The organism is Desulfococcus multivorans, from assembly GCF_001854245.1.
Classification (GTDB): Bacteria; Desulfobacterota; Desulfobacteria; order Desulfobacterales; family Desulfococcaceae; genus Desulfococcus; species Desulfococcus multivorans.
Genome location: NZ_CP015381.1, coordinates 1,821,136 through 1,835,719 on the forward strand (window position 1 = coordinate 1,821,136; position 14,584 = coordinate 1,835,719).

Sequence of the window (14,584 nt, forward strand, 5' to 3'; positions counted from 1 at the left end):
ATAGGTTCAATAACTGCTCAAAATGATTTTGTTGCGAAATAATAATATTACCGTAATCGGATTATGTTATTGAGGCAAGGCAATATTGCCCGAATTCACTCTCAATATCATAATATCAGGTCAAATTGACCTGATAATCAATGGTTGTGCATACGAATAAAACAAAAGACTGCGCATACTTTTTCCGCAGAATTTGTGGCTTCAATAAAAGGATATTTCAATGCTTCAGCATAAAATGATCGAACGCTTCAAGGAAGCTTGTCATGATGATGAACGAATAATCGCGGCATTGATGTTCGGCTCATTTGCTATCGGAGAGGGTGACGCGTTCTCTGATATTGAATTCGCAGTATTCATCCAGGATGAGTCTTTTGAAAATTTCGATCAGCGCTCGTGGCTTAATGCCGTATGTCCGGTTGCAGCTTACTTTCCGGACGACTTCGGCCACCACACCGGACTTTTTGAAAACGGTATTCGCGGTGAATTCCATTTCATGCGCAAATCGGACACACCGATCATTTCCTCTTGGCAAGGCTACGGGTGGTTTCCCTCGCTTGATGCGGCAGTTTTGCTTGACCGATCAGGAGAGTTGTCAAGGTACGCTAGTGCTCTCGTGGGGGGTCCCCCGATACGTGAAGGCGCGCCCTTGGTTGAAGGGCTTGTATTGAACCTCATCAGCCTGATGCTCTTTGGGGCTAATCTTTTAAATCGGGGAGAGTATGCTCGCGCCTGGGCTTTGCTCAGCAAAGCACATGAAAACCTACTCAAGCTGGTTCGCCTCCACGAAAGGTCAACAGACCACTGGCCGACACCTTCGCGCGCGCTGGAAAAGGATGTTTCAGAGGACTCGTATAATCGCTACCTGGCATGCACAGCCAGCGCAGAGTCAAGTGCACTATGCGTAGCCTATCATGAAACGTGGAAGTGGAGTCTCGAATTGTTCAAGGGTGTTGCAGAACCACTGAATATCGAGCTTCCGAGAACTGTAATTGCGCAGGTAAAAAGGTTGTTTAATGAGTCTGCGACGCCGCACAACAAGTAAATCCAGCGGACGCATAAAAACGCGCCGCTGATTTTGGCGTTATGCATAAAGGAGCCTGCGAGTGATTCCCGATTCACTGAAACTGAACGTGTTCCCACTTGCGGTCTGGAACGAGGCGGGGCCGCTTCAAAAGCAACTGGATGATCGCAAACGGGAGGGAATTTCCGAAGAGCTCGATGAATATCAGTTCTATGTCATGAGAGTGGGTTATTCGCTCGCTCAAATTATGACATGGATGGAACAGCTCGATGACGCCGTTTACTATCTTTCCGATTTTTCGTATAGGAAAGATGCAAAGGATGAAGGGGTGAATCGAGCCAAGCATCTGCTTTACAACGTCGAGAACTACTTGATCCGTTTGCAGTCAGTGTATGACAGAGCGCTGCAATTAACGAACAACGTTTTCCACCTTGGAATCGAAGAATCCAACGTAGGCCACTCCGTAGTCGTAAGCAATATCAAGGTTTCGCGAACCGATGTCGCAGGCCAACTAAGGGCCGTAAAGAAGGAGGTGGAGCATAGGGCACAAGAAAGGCACGCCATCGTCCACCGGGAGTCCCACCGAGACGAAGACCTTCGACGGCTCGAGATGTTCTACATGTTTCGGGAGGATACCTGGAACGCAAAACCGGATGGACTCACCTTCGAGGGGCTATGCCACACACGTTCACAGCTGCTTAAAACAGTAGTGGCCGAGAAAAAGAAGGAGTTCACGGAGCTTAATCAGGCTGTCTTCAAAAAGGTCGAAACGCTGTTCGCCGGTCTGCACTTTCAGTACAACAAAGAACGCGAACGCTTGCGACTCTAGGTTTACGGAAAGAATGCATAACAACAGCGTCAACTCGAACGCCCAACTGCGCTGCGCTCCGTTGGGCGCCGGTTACGCTGGCCGTTATGTTTCTAAAATAAAAATAAATGAATAGGCGAAAATACAAATACTTGGACGATCAAATATTTAAAAATGACGCATTTCAGGCGTTATCGTCGCAATTTCAAAATAAAGAAAAATTTGAAGAATTCTATTCAAGTCTAAAAGATGATAAGACAAAAGATGAATTTCTTAGAATTGGAACTTCTTATTAACCCGGCAATTAAAAATATAAAAAATTGAAGAATATGCTATAGAGTGTGCATGGAAAAAATTGATGCACGCAAACTTGCGCCGGAAGTACAGCAACAGCTTCGAAATCAGGCAATTCGTCTTCGTAAATCCGGAAGGACATACAAAGAGATTTCCGAAATTATTGGCGTCCATTTTACGACTATTTGTGGATGGTGCAAAAGGTATGAACGCGAGGGAGCAAAAGCGATCCAGATAAAAAAGCGTGGTCGACCCTATGGGGGTTGCCGAACTCTGACTCCGGACCAGGAAAAAGAGGTCCGGAAGACAATTTACGATAAATGTCCGGATCAGCTCAAACTGCCTTTCGCCCTCTGGACTCGCATCGCGGTCCAACAACTGATCAAAGAACGATTTTCCGTTACGAACCGTCGGCGAATACCTGAAACGATGGGGTTTTACACCACAGAAACCGCTTAAGCGAGCTTACAGGCAGAACCCCAAGGCTGTCAAAAAATGGCTTAAAGAGGCGTATCCTGCCATTGAAAAAAGAGCCCGGTTGGAAAACGCCGAAATCCACTGGGGGGATGAAACCAGCCTCTGTAATGACAGTTATCATGGCAGAAGCTATGCGCCTCGGGGCCAGACGCCGGCCATATCTCTTCACCCCAGATGCGAACGGGTCAATCTGATTTCCACCGTTACGAATCAAGGCAAGGTCCGTTTCATGGTGTATGAGAATAGAATGAATTCAGAAACATTGATCAAATTCATGGAGCGTCTCATAAAGGATGCAGACAGAAAAGTATATCTGATCCTCGACAATCTGAAAGTCCATCACAGCGATGTAGTCCGGGATTGGCTATCAGAACACAAGGTACAGATTGAAGTGTTCTTTTTGCCGTCTTATTCCCCTGAGCTGAATCCGGATGAATACCTCAACTGTGATCTCAAGGCCGGCGTCCATTCAGGCGTGCCGGCAAGAACTAAAAAGCAGTTGAAGAAAAAAGCGATATCACACTTGCGGAAGCTTCAAAAACTGCCGAATCGAGTGATGAAGTACTTCAAGCATCCTAAAATTCACTATGCAGTATGTTCGGTTTTTTAATTGCCGGGTTGATATAAGGCTCCGTTATTGACATTGGATAGAAAGCTGATCGCATCTGCCTCAAATTTTAATGTTGAAACTCTGGAGGTTTAGAATGCAGGTTTTTACATATTCTGAAGCACGACAAAAACTTGCCATGCTTCTTGAGCAGGCAGAAAACACGGGAAAAGTACTAATCCGAAGGAAGGACGGCAGAACCTTTGCGCTGGTTCCGGAAAAAGTCGTTTCTTCCCCATTGGATGTGCCTTCAATTAAAGCAAAAATTACCACACAAGAAATAGTGGATATTATTCGGGAAGGAAGGGAGCGGTAGAAACTTGCCCTACACCCGGACAGAAACTCCGCAGCACTCCGTTTCTGCCGATGAAGGAATCTTTAAACTAATCTTTAACAGTGAGCGATCGTTCAATGAACATAACACCCTGAAATCACGATACCGCTTTTTGAAAAGTCCGAAAAAGGTAGTGCCACAGAATCGCGCTTTTATGCTTGATGCATGGTTTTCAAGCAGCTATCATGGGAGTGACGCTGAGAATGGAGGCTCCCATGTTTGCACGCATCAAAAAGTCCGGCAGATATCAATACCTGCAGATTGTCGAAAATCGCAAAGGGACCGGTAGGGTCAGACAACGCGTGATTGCCACATTGCGTCGTATGGACCATCTGCATGACAAGGGCCGGGTCGAGACCCTGATTCGTTCCCTGATGACAAGGGGCAGCCGATCTGCTGCGAGATGTGGCCCGGCAACACCACCGACGTCAAGACGCTGCTGCCGATTGTGGCGAGACTGCGAAACCGTTTCAACATCGGCCGTCTCTGCATTGTCGCCGATCGCGGGATGATCAGTGCGGATACCCTGAAGACGTTGGCGGATCCGGAAAATACCATCCCTTAACATCCTGGGCACCCGCATGCGTCGGGTCAGGACGATTCGGGAGGCCATACTCTCGCATCCGGGCAGATACCGGGAAGTCCGCTGGGCGGATGTCAAACAGGACCTGAAAGCACTGCAGCAGGTGACCATCGAAGAAGGCGATAGACGTCTCGCGATCCGGAGTAGAAGCAAGAGCGTTTGCGGCAAAATCTTCCAGGCGGTCGGCGTCGCCATGCCGCCGACGATCCGGGAGGTGTGAGCCTGTGCGGATAAACCCGTGCGGTAGTGCCAAGACCTTTTTTGACTGCAGTAATCCGTTGAAATAAAGGTGGAATCGAAAATCAAGTGTCAAAAATCAGCATGAACATTAGAGAGGCATTGAAAGAAGATTGGGAATCAATCTGGCCTATATTCCATGAAATTGTTAAAGCTGGCGAAACCTATGCATATGATCCCGCTACGACCATGGATCAGGCAGAGAAACTATGGATAGAGGCTCCACGTAAGAGCTTTGTATTCGAAGAGAGCGGTGAAATCCTGGGCACGTACTATTTGAAAACAAATCAAGCCGGGCCGGGAAGTCATGTTTGTAACTGTGGCTATATGGTTTCTTCGAAAACAAGAGGTCGGGGTATAGCAACAACCATGTGCGAACATTCGCAAAAAGTTGCATTAGAACTTGGTTACGCAGCAATGCAGTTCAATTTCGTAGCGTCAAGCAATGAAGGGGCGGTTCGTTTGTGGCGCAAGCTCGGGTTTGAGACGGTCGGCAGGCTCCCCAAAGCGTTTAATCACCCAGAAAAAGGGCTTGTAGATGCATTGGTCATGTATAAGTGGCTTCAAACATAACAATCGCATGTTGTCGGACTGGTTTCCGCTGCGCTCCAAACCAGCCGCAAATGCGGGCGTTAACCTATTGAAATGAAAACAAGGCCAACTTTATACGTATTCTCTGGTCTTCCAGGTGTTGGAAAATCGACGTTGGCTAAAATGCTGGCTAGCTATACAAACGCCACCTATTTAAGCATCGACACGATAGAACAAGCCTTAAGAGATTTATGTTCTTTAAATGTCCAAGGTGAAGGCTACCGATTATCTTACAGAGTAGCAAAAGACAATCTACAAATTGGTAATAGCGTAATTGCAGACTCCTGCAACCCAATTCAACTCACAAGGGATGAATGGCAAGAGGTTGCATGTTCAGCAGATGCAGCTTTCATGAACATCGAAATTATTTGCTCTAATCATAAAATTCATAAGCAAAGGGTTGAATCAAGATCCTCAAACATTCCAAACTTCGCTCTTCCAAGTTGGCAAGAAGTTGTAGACCGAGAATATCATGAATGGAAAGAAGATAGAGTAATTATAGATACAGCAAAAAAATCAATAGATAAAAGTTTTTTTGAACTAAATTATTATATTAATAACAGAAACATAGGTTAACCAGCCCAGGGGGGATTTCATGGCTGAAACAAACGCGATCCTAGGGTGGACACTTGTGTCCGAGTGTCCAATTTCGGGAGACGTGACCGATCTGCTCGTGTCGGGCGAGACAGCGATTGCCGCATACAAGACGTTTCGGGATGCTGCCATCTTCACGAACAAGCGGCTCATCGTCAGAGACCCTCAGGGATTCAACGGCAAGAAGGTGGAGATCTACTTAAGAAGAATATGACTCAGCTCTCCTTTACATACACCAATTCGCCCTACAAGGCGCAGCAACTTATCGAATTCAATGATCCAGGTTTGTTTACCGTCGAGTTGTATGATGTGGGCCTACTGGTTCTCGGCTTGATCGTCTTGATAGCGGTCATCCTGCCCCGGCTCGTCTCGGACCGGTTAATGGTTACTGCGCCCCTTGTCTACATGGCCACCGGCGCGCTCCTGTTTCTGTTGCCGTGGGCACCAACCCTGCCCGATTTGGTCGACGATGCATGGTGGCCAAAACGATTGACCGAGTTGGGGGTGATTATCGCGCTTACCTCGGCCGGACTGAAGATTAACCGCCCGTTCGCCCGCACGACCTGGACGGTCAGTTGGCGGCTACTCGCGGTTACGATGCCGCTGAGCATTGCCTTTGCTGCGTGGTTGGGATGGTGGCTAGCAGGATTGATGCCGGCGGCCGCGCTGCTGCTTGGCGCTGTAATCTCACCTACCGATCCGGTACTGGCCTCCGATGTGCAGACCACGGCGCCGGGACAGCCCGATGATTCCAGTACCCGACTTGCGCTGACCACAGAGGCCGGACTGAATGACGGACTGGCTTTCCCCTTCACCAACCTGGCGATTGCGGTGGCCTTGGTCGGACTGGCACCTTCGGAATGGTTACTCGGCTGGCTGATTATTGATGTCTTCTACAAAATCATCGTCGGCGTGCTGGTCGGTGCCGTCAGCGGCTGGCTGATGGCTCAGTTGTTCTTTAGGTTTCCGGCCACCCGAGGCCTGCCGAAGACCATGACGGGTATTGCGGTGCTTAGCCTTACGCTGGTCCCTTATGGTTTTGCCGAGCTGTTATCCAGCTACGGCTTCATCGCGGTATTCGTAGGCGCCTGCGTATTTCGTGACGTCGAGTGCAGCCATGAATACCATGCCGCACTTCACGAACTTTCCGAGGAATTCGAGCGTGTCTTTGTTGCGGTCTTGATGTATCTCCTAGGCGCCTATGCGGCCTCCGGCCTCTTGGGTCACATGACACTACCCATGTGGGGCCTTGTGGTATGTATCGTGTTCTTAGTTCGTCCGATTTCCGGGTTGATAGGACTCGTTGGCTCGGATCTTCCGCGTCGCAAGCGACTTGCGATCTCTTTCTTCGGCATTCGTGGCATAGGCTCGTTCTATTACCTAGCCTACGGAGTCTATCATGCGCACTTTCCAGAAGCCATGTCTGTCTGGGCGATAGTAATTGCCGTAGTAACCATCTCCGTGTTTGTACATGGAATCACGGCTCGGTCAGTGATGAATTGGGTCGCTACTGAACGTAACTGACGCACAGATTATGGTATGGCTGCCGAACAACCAGTTGCAGCGGACGGCGCTATCGCGCTGCCTCGATTTCTTGCCCCGGCAGTGGTCGCCGATCACCGCAATGCCCCAGTGAACGCTCTCGGTTACCTGCGCGTCATGTTCACGGTAGAGGACATTGACGATACGCTCGCCCGCCGCTCAACGCCAACGTTGGGCTCATATAGTAATCAGCTCGTAAACTATGATAATAGGTGCGCAAGCATCTTCTCAGGGGATCAAAAATGAAGACAAAAAAATAAACGTATCTGGTCTTGGTCGTCTCCCTTCCTTTTGTCATGCAGTGATTGCTGGGGATTTTATATATGTTTCAGGTACACTGGGAACTAAACCAGACTCAAAGGAGCTTGTAGAGGGTGGAACCAGGGCGGAAACCGCTCAGGCTCTTCAAAATATTGGCCTCATTTTAAAGGAATGCGGCGCTTCTTTTTCCGATCTTGTAAAAATCAGTGTTTTTCTGGCTGATATAAAGACTTTCCCGGAAATGAACGAGGCCTACCTTGAAGTGATGGGCAGTGATCCTCCCGCACGTATCACGGTTGGTGGAGCCGATTTAGCACGTGGAGCTGCAGTCGAGATTGATGCGGTTGCATACAAGCCAAACGCGATGTCAGACGGGATTACTGACACTCAATAAGGATGCATAATGAATTCTGGAAAACTTTATCGTCGGGCAGCGTTTACGGACAACCCCAAGGGTGGTAATCCCGCCGGCGTTTGGGTTGGTGAGACCTTGCCATCTGCAGATGTTATGCAGCGAATTGCGGCTGAAGTCGGTTACTCCGAAACTGCCTTTGTGGCGCCGACTTTCGGACAGAACCGAACGATTCGTTATTACAGTCCTGAGATGGAGGTGCCGTTTTGTGGTCACGCTACTATTGCTACAGGTGTAGTGCTCGGCGAGACTGAAGGGGACGGTACATATCGATTGACAACTGCTGTGGGGGAGGTCTCAATCACCGTTCATTCCCAAGGTGAGGTGCGTGAAGCCTCGTTGACTTCAGTGGAGCCAAGGTACACAGGTGCTTCCGATGTACTTGTCAACGAAGCGCTCTCCGCGCTTGGCTGGCAATCGAGTGATGTCGATGGCTCAATTCCTCCTGCCAGAGCTTACGCTGGGGCATGGCACTTGGTGTTGGCCATCAATGATCCGCATAGACTGGCCAGGTTAAATTATGACTTTGAGAGACTGAAGGCGCTTATGCTTCGAGAAGGACTTACTACGCTACAATTGGTGTGGCGAGAGAGTACGAATGTATTTCACTCTCGCAACCCATTTCCAGTAGGTGGGATTGTGGAAGACCCGGCCACGGGTGCGGCGGCAGCTGCGCTTGGCGGGTATCTCCGAGAAGCCGAACTCATTGCTGTGCCCGCCACCATTTTCATCCGTCAAGGGGAAGCGATGGGCCGTCCGAGTCGACTGACAGTCGAAATACCTGCTACAGGAGGAATTGTGGTAAGAGGTACTGCGGTTCCGATTGAGGCAGAGTAATGTCGAAGGAAGGTTGTGTAATCGAGTGCGGCGTCAATCCGTAATAACCGCCCAACAAATCGCTTCACTGGATTTTCACTCCGCTGCGCTTCGTGAAAACCAGTGAGCTCAACCGTTATCCAATCGAAATGAGTGCTATGCCGATGGTTGAGAATGATCTGAATGAATCGCGTTCTGCGCGAGATGAACGAGAAAGGAGGATCTTGACATTCCCCTTTTTTTGGCTGCTGCATCAATTTGCTTAAGGGTCATCTCTGGCACGGTAATATTGATCCTTACGGTGCGAGGTTTGGTATCCGGAATAGAAACTACCAGATAAGCGATGACATCAGCGTAGTCCGCATCAGCCATTATATCTTCGAGTTTGGATGGAGCCGGCATTTCATCGCCGTCTTCAATCATTCCTTTAACATGGAGTGCAAGCGCCTCTTGGGCTAAATCCTTGGCTTCGTCCACGGTTTGCCCAGCGGTAATACAACCCGGAAAATCTGGAAAAGATACGCCAAAGTCAGTTTTGGACGCTTTATGAACGACAGCTATATAATTTGCCATGATATTGCCTCACGTGAACTTAATTCCCGACTGGCGCTCGATACTCTTTAATGTGCCGATCGGTATATCCTTTTCAGGGTGTGGTACGGTTACGCGTCCCTTTTTTTGTGGATGCCGGAATTGTGTATGAGAGCCAACTTTGGCGATCTCATACCAGCCGTTCTGTTTGAGTATCTGAATGATTTTCCGGCTGTCCATAGTGTGTAACAATACACATTATATGGGGCCTTGTCAATTGTTTATGGAATCTGGATAACGTTGCCTTTCACTCGGACGGGAACTCCGCTGAGCTCCGTTCCCGCCGGTGAAGGCCACGTTATATGTGACAAAAACGGAGATCGCGCATGAGTAGATTGTTTGAAGAAAGCTCAATTAATCAGATGTCCTTGAAAAATAGATTTGTTCGGGCGGCTACATGGGAAGGACTGGCAACCGAAAAAGGTGAAGCCACCCCTGAATTGATGGAAATGATGGCATCGCTCGCCAAGGGAGGTGTCGGCTTGATTATAACAAGCCATTCTTATGTTTCGCAGGAAGGGCAGGGGACTCCCTGGCAGCTTGGCGTTTATGATGACAAACTCATTCCGAAACTGGAAGCGATGGCTTCAGCCGTTCATGAAAACAGCGGCAAAATTGTTATGCAACTTGCGCATGCCGGCCTGTATGCCGAGGTGGCGTTAACAGGTCGGCCGGCATTAGCCGTGTCGGATCCTGCCGGTTTTCCGGAAGGAAACATCAAGACCATAACACCCGTTGAAATCCAGCGCCTTGTTTCATCGTACGCACAAGCGGCAAAAAGGGCCCAGGTGGCCGGTTTTGATGGTCTTGAAATCCATTCCGGGCATGGCTATTTACTAAGCCAGTTTCTCTCCCCTGCCTACAATAAGCGACAGGACGAATACGGCGGGGCGATAGAGAACAGGGTCAGAATTCATCTGCAAATATATCAGGCCATAAGAGAAGTTGTCGGAACAGATTATCCCATAATGGTAAAGATGAATGGTTCGGACTTTATTGAGAACGGACTAACCAGAGAAGATTCATTGAAGGCCGCCAAACTCTTTGCCGATGCAGGCTTCGATGCCATTGAAGTCAGTGGCGGCATCATCAGAACCGGTAAGCTTTCGCCAAGCAGACCCGGTATTACGACAGAAGATAAGGAAGCCTACTTCGAAGAATATGCAACACACTTCAAAAGCAATATAAAAACACCGTTGATCCTGGTTGGCGGTTTGCGATCTTTCACGATCGCCGACAGAATAGTTGCCGAAGGGATTGCCGATTACATTTCCATGAGCAGGCCGTTTATTCGGGAGCCTGATTTGATCAACCGTTGGAAAAACGGCGATCTGCGTAAAGCCGAATGTAAATCCGACAACTTGTGCTTCAACCCGGGCTTTGAAGGCCACGGGGTGTATTGCGTCACAAGGGAACTGGAAAAAAATAAAATTTCCGGACAGCATACAACCAGTCGCTTCAGTTGACCGCCAAAGGGTAGCGGCGGAACTGAGCTTTAAGTCATGCTCGATATACCACACTTGACAAAACGTACGTAATGACGTACCGTTAAGGGGCCATCAACTGTAAACAAATGAGGTGTATTATGCCCACTTTAACGGCAACCGAAGCGAGATCGAAGCTTTACCGTCTTATCGACGAGGCATCGTCTTCGCATGAACCGATTGTCATAACCGGCAAGCGAGGAAGTGCCGTTCTTATTTCAGAGGATGACTGGCGCTCTATACAGGAAACGCTCTACTTGCTGAATATCCCGGGCATGCGCGAGTCGATACGGGAAGGGCTGGCAACGCCCATCGAAGAGTGCACTGACGACATCGAATGGTAATGTGGCGGGTCGTTTTCACGAAACAGGCTCGAAAAGACGCTAAAAAATTATCCTTCGCGGGTTTGCGCCAAAAAGCCGAGACACTTCTTGATATCCTGCGAGAAAATCCCTACCAGACCCCTCCTCCTTTTGAAAAGCTCATCGGCGATTTGGCGGGCGCGTATGCACGTCGAATCAACATACAACACCGGCTGATCTATCAAATCATCGATGAAGCCAATGTTGTGAAAGTGCTACGAATGTGGACCCATTATGAATAGAATGGCATAAGATAGGCGTTGAGCAGACGCCGAGGAAGATGTACCCAAATATTTTATCACAGTCTGCACGTAGAACAGGGAATGCATATTCGGAGAGATCCCCGTAGGGGCGGACGGCTGTCCGCCCGCTGAAACGATAGATGTCCTGACCATCAAATTATACCGGCCCTGCGGATTCCGGGCCGACGGCGTTTCAGAATCAAACCGGTGTTCAACCCAGCGGGTTCGGTTACCCTTGGCGTTGGGGCTATCGGAATCTGGGGATAGATCATGCGGCATTCAAGGGTCGGATTTGAGACAATTCTTTACTGTAGCGTTTTTCCGAATCCCAAAGGTCCCACGAATGCTGGGCATTCAGCCAGAATTCCGGTGAATTGCTGAAAAGTCGAGATAATCTTAGCGCCATAGCCGGACTGATAGCACGTCGTTCTCTCAAAATTTCATTAATTGTTTGGCGTGACACGCCTAATGCGTTTGCCATGGAAGCCGTGTTCAGATCATAGTCCGGCATGAAATCCTCTCTAAGCATTTCACCGGGATGAGTCGGCTTAATTTCACGCTTTGTCGTATTGGGTATAGCCATTGCTCTTATCCTTAATGGTAATCGGTAACCTCAACATCGTAGGCATCGCCTTCAATGAAACGGAAACATATTCGCCACTGGTCATTTATCGATATTGAGTGTTGCCCTTTCCTGTCGCCTTTAAGCGCATGGAGCCTGTTGCTGCGTGGCACCAAAAGGTCTTTTATGTCATTTGCAAAGTGAATAAATTCTAAACGTCTTATTGCCCTTCGTAATAAATCGGATGGTAAGCGTTTCGATTTGCCGGAAACAAATAATTGCTGGGTTTCTTTATCGGCAAATGTTTTTATCATGAACCTACTGTAAACAATCACGTGACGGATGTCAACTGCGTAAAACATAGAAAGATTAAAGTGGGTTGCCCCAACAACATCGTGTTGGTCGACTCGCTTTTCTCACCGCAGACGCGGAGCGTTATGCTCGAAACTGCCAATTCAGCGGCGCTATAAACAAAAGAGAGAAGAAGAGTAGATGTCGATATCGCATAAGAAGTGCGCGGTGTTTGATGACGTAAAGGGCGCGCCGTAAAGTTTTGCGTTGGCCCCACAGCGTAAGGGTTGACAAGCTGCGCTTTGAATGTACATTCAGGTATATATTTAAGGAAGTTCTGATATGGCTTAAGATTCGGCCTGCGCCGTTTAGGGGAGAATGTTTTGCTGTTACGTACCTGGTGGCTCGTGACGCTCCTGCTTGCCGCACTTGGGCTCATCATGGGCGGTGCTCACGTGCTCGAGCTGCCTGTTCGGATGCAATATGAGGCTCGGTTCTACATGCAGGTCACAAGTACGCTTTACCGGTACTTTGGTCTTGTAGGTGGGCCGATTCAGATCTTCGCCTTTTTCGCCGCTGTCTCACTCGCGGGGCTTCTGCGCCGCCGGGCGGCGGTCCGTTCAACGGTTTTGGGGGCAGGATGCCTTGGTCTATCCCTCGTTATCTGGTTCCTGCTCGTCCAGCCGGTAAATGTCGCCTGGGCCGAGGCGCTTCGAGCGGGTGGCGGCAATGCGATAGAGATATATCCAGAACTGCGTAGCCGCTGGGAATATGGGCATGTCGCCGCCTTCATCGCCTGGTTTCTCGGATTCACCCTGCTGATATTCGGGGTATTGCAGGAGGTCGAGTCTTCATCCACCGGCACCTGAAACGCACATGGCGTTGTAGGGGTGTGCTCAACAAGACCGGGGACAGCGACGGCTTTTTCGTTTCGGCTTCGCCTTCCCTGCAAAGCCTCGCGTGCCGGCGGGGTTAATGGTGACGAGAGCCAGCTGCTTTATCCTACGATCACTACACCTACCTTAATTCTCTGGGGGCGGGAGGATAGTTGGATACCGCCGGAACGAGGAGAGGCGCTTCACGGCATGATTCCGAAGTCGATTCTCCGCATAATTGAGGATGCGGGCCATCTCGTCATTGAAGAGAAGCCTTATGAAAAGGAGGGGATTCTCATGAACAGACCATTCAAGTATACCCGGCTTTCGAAGGACGACGCGGCCTGCCTGCTGATCGATCATCAGTCGGGTCTGATCTCTCTGGTACAGGACTTCTCGCCGGGTGAGTTCAAGAACAACGTTCTTGCTCTGGCGGCCGGTGTCAAGTATTTCAAGCTGCCCACGATCCTGACGACAAGCTTCGAGAATGGACCGAATGGACCTCTGGTGCCGGAACTCAGGGAGCTGTTCGCCGACGCGCCGTATATCGCACGTCCCGGGCAGATCAATGCCTGGGACAACGAGGAGTTTGTCGATGCGGTGCAAAAGACCGGCCGGAAGCAGTTGATCATCGCCGGGGTGGTCACCGAGGTGTGCGTGGCGTTCCCGGCGCTCTCAGCCGTCGAGGCTGGATACGACGTTTTTGTGGTGACCGATGCCTCCGGAACGTTCAATGAGGTTACAAGGCACGCCGCATGGGCACGCATGGCCGCAGCAGGTGTTCAGATCATGAGTTGGTTCGGCGTGGCGTGCGAGTTGCACCGGGATTGGCGAAACGACATCGAAGGTCTCGGCGCACTCTTCTCCGAGTATATTCCGAACTACCGGAACCTGATTACGAGCTACACGGTCAGGAAGTAGCGGCGGTTTCGACCCGGAGGCCATGAAGCGATTCAGAGCGTTTGCAGCAACGGCATCCAAAGGACAGCGCCGCGCGCCGATGTTGGCGGCGACCGCTCTGCATCTCTATTTCGGGGCCATGCGACAAACCCTCGCAAGCAGAAGGAGGTCAATCATGTTCAAACGTAACACGCTCTGGATGGTGCTTGCCGCTATCGCCCTTGTGACAGGAGGGGTGTGCACGGCGTTCGCGCAAGGTGAATCATCGCAAAAGCAGCAATCGCTCTACGAGCGACTGGGTGGTCTCGCACCGATTTCGGTCGTTGTCAGCGACTTTATCGATGCGCTCATGCCGGATGCCTTCCTCAATGCGAATCCCGCTATCGATGCCGCGAGAAAACGTGTGCCGGCGCCGTATCTCAAGTATCACGTGACGGCCATGGTGTGCCAGGCTGCCGGCGGCCCTTGTCAATACCATGGCCGCGGGATGAAGGCGTCTCACGCCCACCTGAACATCACGGAACGGGAGTGGGAGCGTATGGTGACCATTTTCAAAGAAGTGCTCGCGAAGCATCGCGTTCCGGCGAAGGAGACTCAGGAGCTGCTCGACATCGTTCGTTCGACGAAGGCTGATATCGTGGCGTCCCAGGGCGGCAGGTGAAGGTAACGGCAGCTGAACCCATAAGGTTTGGCTTTGATC

19 protein-coding genes and 3 pseudogenes are annotated in these 14,584 nt (G+C 50.0%); 18 read left to right on the forward strand and 4 right to left on the reverse strand.

What is annotated here, in order from left to right; all coding sequences use genetic code 11:
• The first annotated feature begins 220 nt into the window (after positions 1 to 220).
• The 11 genes and pseudogenes from lnu(F) (at position 221) to dmul_RS07900 (ending at position 8,598) form a co-directional block, all read left to right on the forward strand.
• Positions 221 to 1,042 (forward strand): lincosamide nucleotidyltransferase Lnu(F), encoded by an 822-nt coding sequence (gene lnu(F) / locus dmul_RS07855; RefSeq protein WP_020875915.1) that lies wholly within the window; start codon positions 221 to 223, stop codon positions 1,040 to 1,042.
• 61 nt (positions 1,043 to 1,103) lie between these two features.
• The gene (locus tag dmul_RS07860) at positions 1,104 to 1,850 is read left to right on the forward strand and encodes a Cthe_2314 family HEPN domain-containing protein (protein ID WP_020875914.1); all 747 of its coding nucleotides are present in this window, start codon (positions 1,104 to 1,106) and stop codon (positions 1,848 to 1,850) included.
• A 324-nt stretch (positions 1,851 to 2,174) separates the two neighbouring features.
• Positions 2,175 to 3,210 (forward strand): annotated as a pseudogene (locus dmul_RS07865) (IS630 family transposase).
• 94 nt (positions 3,211 to 3,304) lie between these two features.
• Positions 3,305 to 3,523, forward strand: a complete 219-nt coding sequence (locus tag dmul_RS07870; RefSeq protein WP_020875550.1) for a type II toxin-antitoxin system Phd/YefM family antitoxin — start codon at positions 3,305 to 3,307, stop codon at positions 3,521 to 3,523.
• Positions 3,524 to 3,914: 391 nt separating this feature from the next.
• Positions 3,915 to 4,344 (forward strand): annotated as a pseudogene (locus dmul_RS21330) (hypothetical protein); the annotation flags it as partial.
• A gap of 101 nt (positions 4,345 to 4,445) precedes the next feature.
• Entirely contained in the window at positions 4,446 to 4,934 is a 489-nt protein-coding gene (locus dmul_RS07880) for a GNAT family N-acetyltransferase (protein ID WP_020875552.1), read from the forward strand.
• Positions 4,935 to 5,006: 72 nt separating this feature from the next.
• Complete coding sequence (locus tag dmul_RS19690; protein WP_020875553.1) at positions 5,007 to 5,528, forward strand: P-loop nucleotide/nucleoside kinase family protein; 522 nt, start codon at positions 5,007 to 5,009, stop codon at positions 5,526 to 5,528.
• Between the two features lie 19 nt (positions 5,529 to 5,547).
• Entirely contained in the window at positions 5,548 to 5,760 is a 213-nt protein-coding gene (locus dmul_RS07885) for a PH domain-containing protein (RefSeq protein WP_020875554.1), read from the forward strand.
• Positions 5,757 to 7,070 carry a cation:proton antiporter gene (locus dmul_RS07890; RefSeq protein WP_020875555.1) on the forward strand — a complete coding sequence of 438 codons (1,314 nt, stop codon included), beginning with the start codon at positions 5,757 to 5,759 and terminating at the stop codon, positions 7,068 to 7,070. The genes dmul_RS07885 and dmul_RS07890 overlap by 4 nt, the downstream gene beginning before the upstream one ends.
• A gap of 220 nt (positions 7,071 to 7,290) precedes the next feature.
• Positions 7,291 to 7,743, forward strand: a complete 453-nt coding sequence (locus tag dmul_RS07895) for a RidA family protein (protein ID WP_078081234.1) — start codon at positions 7,291 to 7,293, stop codon at positions 7,741 to 7,743.
• Positions 7,744 to 7,752: 9 nt separating this feature from the next.
• Positions 7,753 to 8,598: a PhzF family phenazine biosynthesis protein gene (locus tag dmul_RS07900; RefSeq protein WP_020875556.1), complete on the forward strand. Its 846-nt coding sequence runs from the start codon at positions 7,753 to 7,755 to the stop codon at positions 8,596 to 8,598.
• Between the two features lie 135 nt (positions 8,599 to 8,733).
• Here dmul_RS07900 and dmul_RS07905 read toward each other — a convergent pair whose 3' ends face one another.
• Positions 8,734 to 9,150, reverse strand: a complete 417-nt coding sequence (locus dmul_RS07905; protein ID WP_020875557.1) for a type II toxin-antitoxin system HicB family antitoxin — start codon at positions 9,148 to 9,150, stop codon at positions 8,734 to 8,736.
• Positions 9,151 to 9,159: 9 nt separating this feature from the next.
• Positions 9,160 to 9,348 (reverse strand): type II toxin-antitoxin system HicA family toxin, encoded by a 189-nt coding sequence (locus tag dmul_RS19700; RefSeq protein ID WP_078081235.1) that lies wholly within the window; start codon positions 9,346 to 9,348, stop codon positions 9,160 to 9,162.
• A 146-nt stretch (positions 9,349 to 9,494) separates the two neighbouring features.
• Here dmul_RS19700 and dmul_RS07910 point away from each other — a divergent pair, with 146 nt between their 5' ends.
• The 3 genes from dmul_RS07910 (at position 9,495) to dmul_RS07920 (ending at position 11,256) form a co-directional block, all read left to right on the forward strand.
• Positions 9,495 to 10,634 carry an NADH:flavin oxidoreductase gene (locus dmul_RS07910; RefSeq protein ID WP_020875558.1) on the forward strand — a complete coding sequence of 380 codons (1,140 nt, stop codon included), beginning with the start codon at positions 9,495 to 9,497 and terminating at the stop codon, positions 10,632 to 10,634.
• A 119-nt stretch (positions 10,635 to 10,753) separates the two neighbouring features.
• Complete coding sequence (locus dmul_RS07915; protein WP_020875559.1) at positions 10,754 to 10,996, forward strand: type II toxin-antitoxin system Phd/YefM family antitoxin; 243 nt, start codon at positions 10,754 to 10,756, stop codon at positions 10,994 to 10,996.
• Positions 10,996 to 11,256: a Txe/YoeB family addiction module toxin gene (locus tag dmul_RS07920; protein WP_020875560.1), complete on the forward strand. Its 261-nt coding sequence runs from the start codon at positions 10,996 to 10,998 to the stop codon at positions 11,254 to 11,256. Before dmul_RS07915 ends, dmul_RS07920 begins: the two co-directional genes overlap by 1 nt.
• Positions 11,257 to 11,524: 268 nt before the next feature.
• On the opposite strand, the gene dmul_RS07925 is transcribed toward dmul_RS07920, so the two are convergent.
• Together dmul_RS07925 and dmul_RS19705 are read right to left on the reverse strand one after the other, a co-directional pair.
• Positions 11,525 to 11,839, reverse strand: a complete 315-nt coding sequence (locus dmul_RS07925) for a HigA family addiction module antitoxin (RefSeq protein ID WP_020875561.1) — start codon at positions 11,837 to 11,839, stop codon at positions 11,525 to 11,527.
• Positions 11,840 to 11,850: 11 nt separating this feature from the next.
• A complete protein-coding gene (locus dmul_RS19705; protein WP_078081377.1) occupies positions 11,851 to 12,132 on the reverse strand; it encodes a type II toxin-antitoxin system RelE/ParE family toxin in 282 nt (93 codons plus the stop codon).
• Between the two features lie 360 nt (positions 12,133 to 12,492).
• On the opposite strand from dmul_RS19705, the gene dmul_RS07930 reads away from it, so the two are divergent.
• The 4 genes and pseudogenes from dmul_RS07930 (at position 12,493) to dmul_RS07940 (ending at position 14,545) form a co-directional block, all read left to right on the forward strand.
• Entirely contained in the window at positions 12,493 to 12,978 is a 486-nt protein-coding gene (locus tag dmul_RS07930; RefSeq protein ID WP_020875562.1) for a DUF1772 domain-containing protein, read from the forward strand.
• A gap of 21 nt (positions 12,979 to 12,999) precedes the next feature.
• Positions 13,000 to 13,248 (forward strand): annotated as a pseudogene (locus dmul_RS21165) (alpha/beta fold hydrolase); the annotation flags it as partial.
• Positions 13,249 to 13,281: 33 nt separating this feature from the next.
• Positions 13,282 to 13,905 (forward strand): isochorismate family cysteine hydrolase YcaC, encoded by a 624-nt coding sequence (gene ycaC, locus dmul_RS07935; RefSeq protein WP_040414325.1) that lies wholly within the window; start codon positions 13,282 to 13,284, stop codon positions 13,903 to 13,905.
• Between the two features lie 22 nt (positions 13,906 to 13,927).
• A complete protein-coding gene (locus dmul_RS07940; RefSeq protein WP_200809279.1) occupies positions 13,928 to 14,545 on the forward strand; it encodes a group I truncated hemoglobin in 618 nt (205 codons plus the stop codon).
• The last annotated feature ends 39 nt before the right edge of the window (positions 14,546 to 14,584 follow it).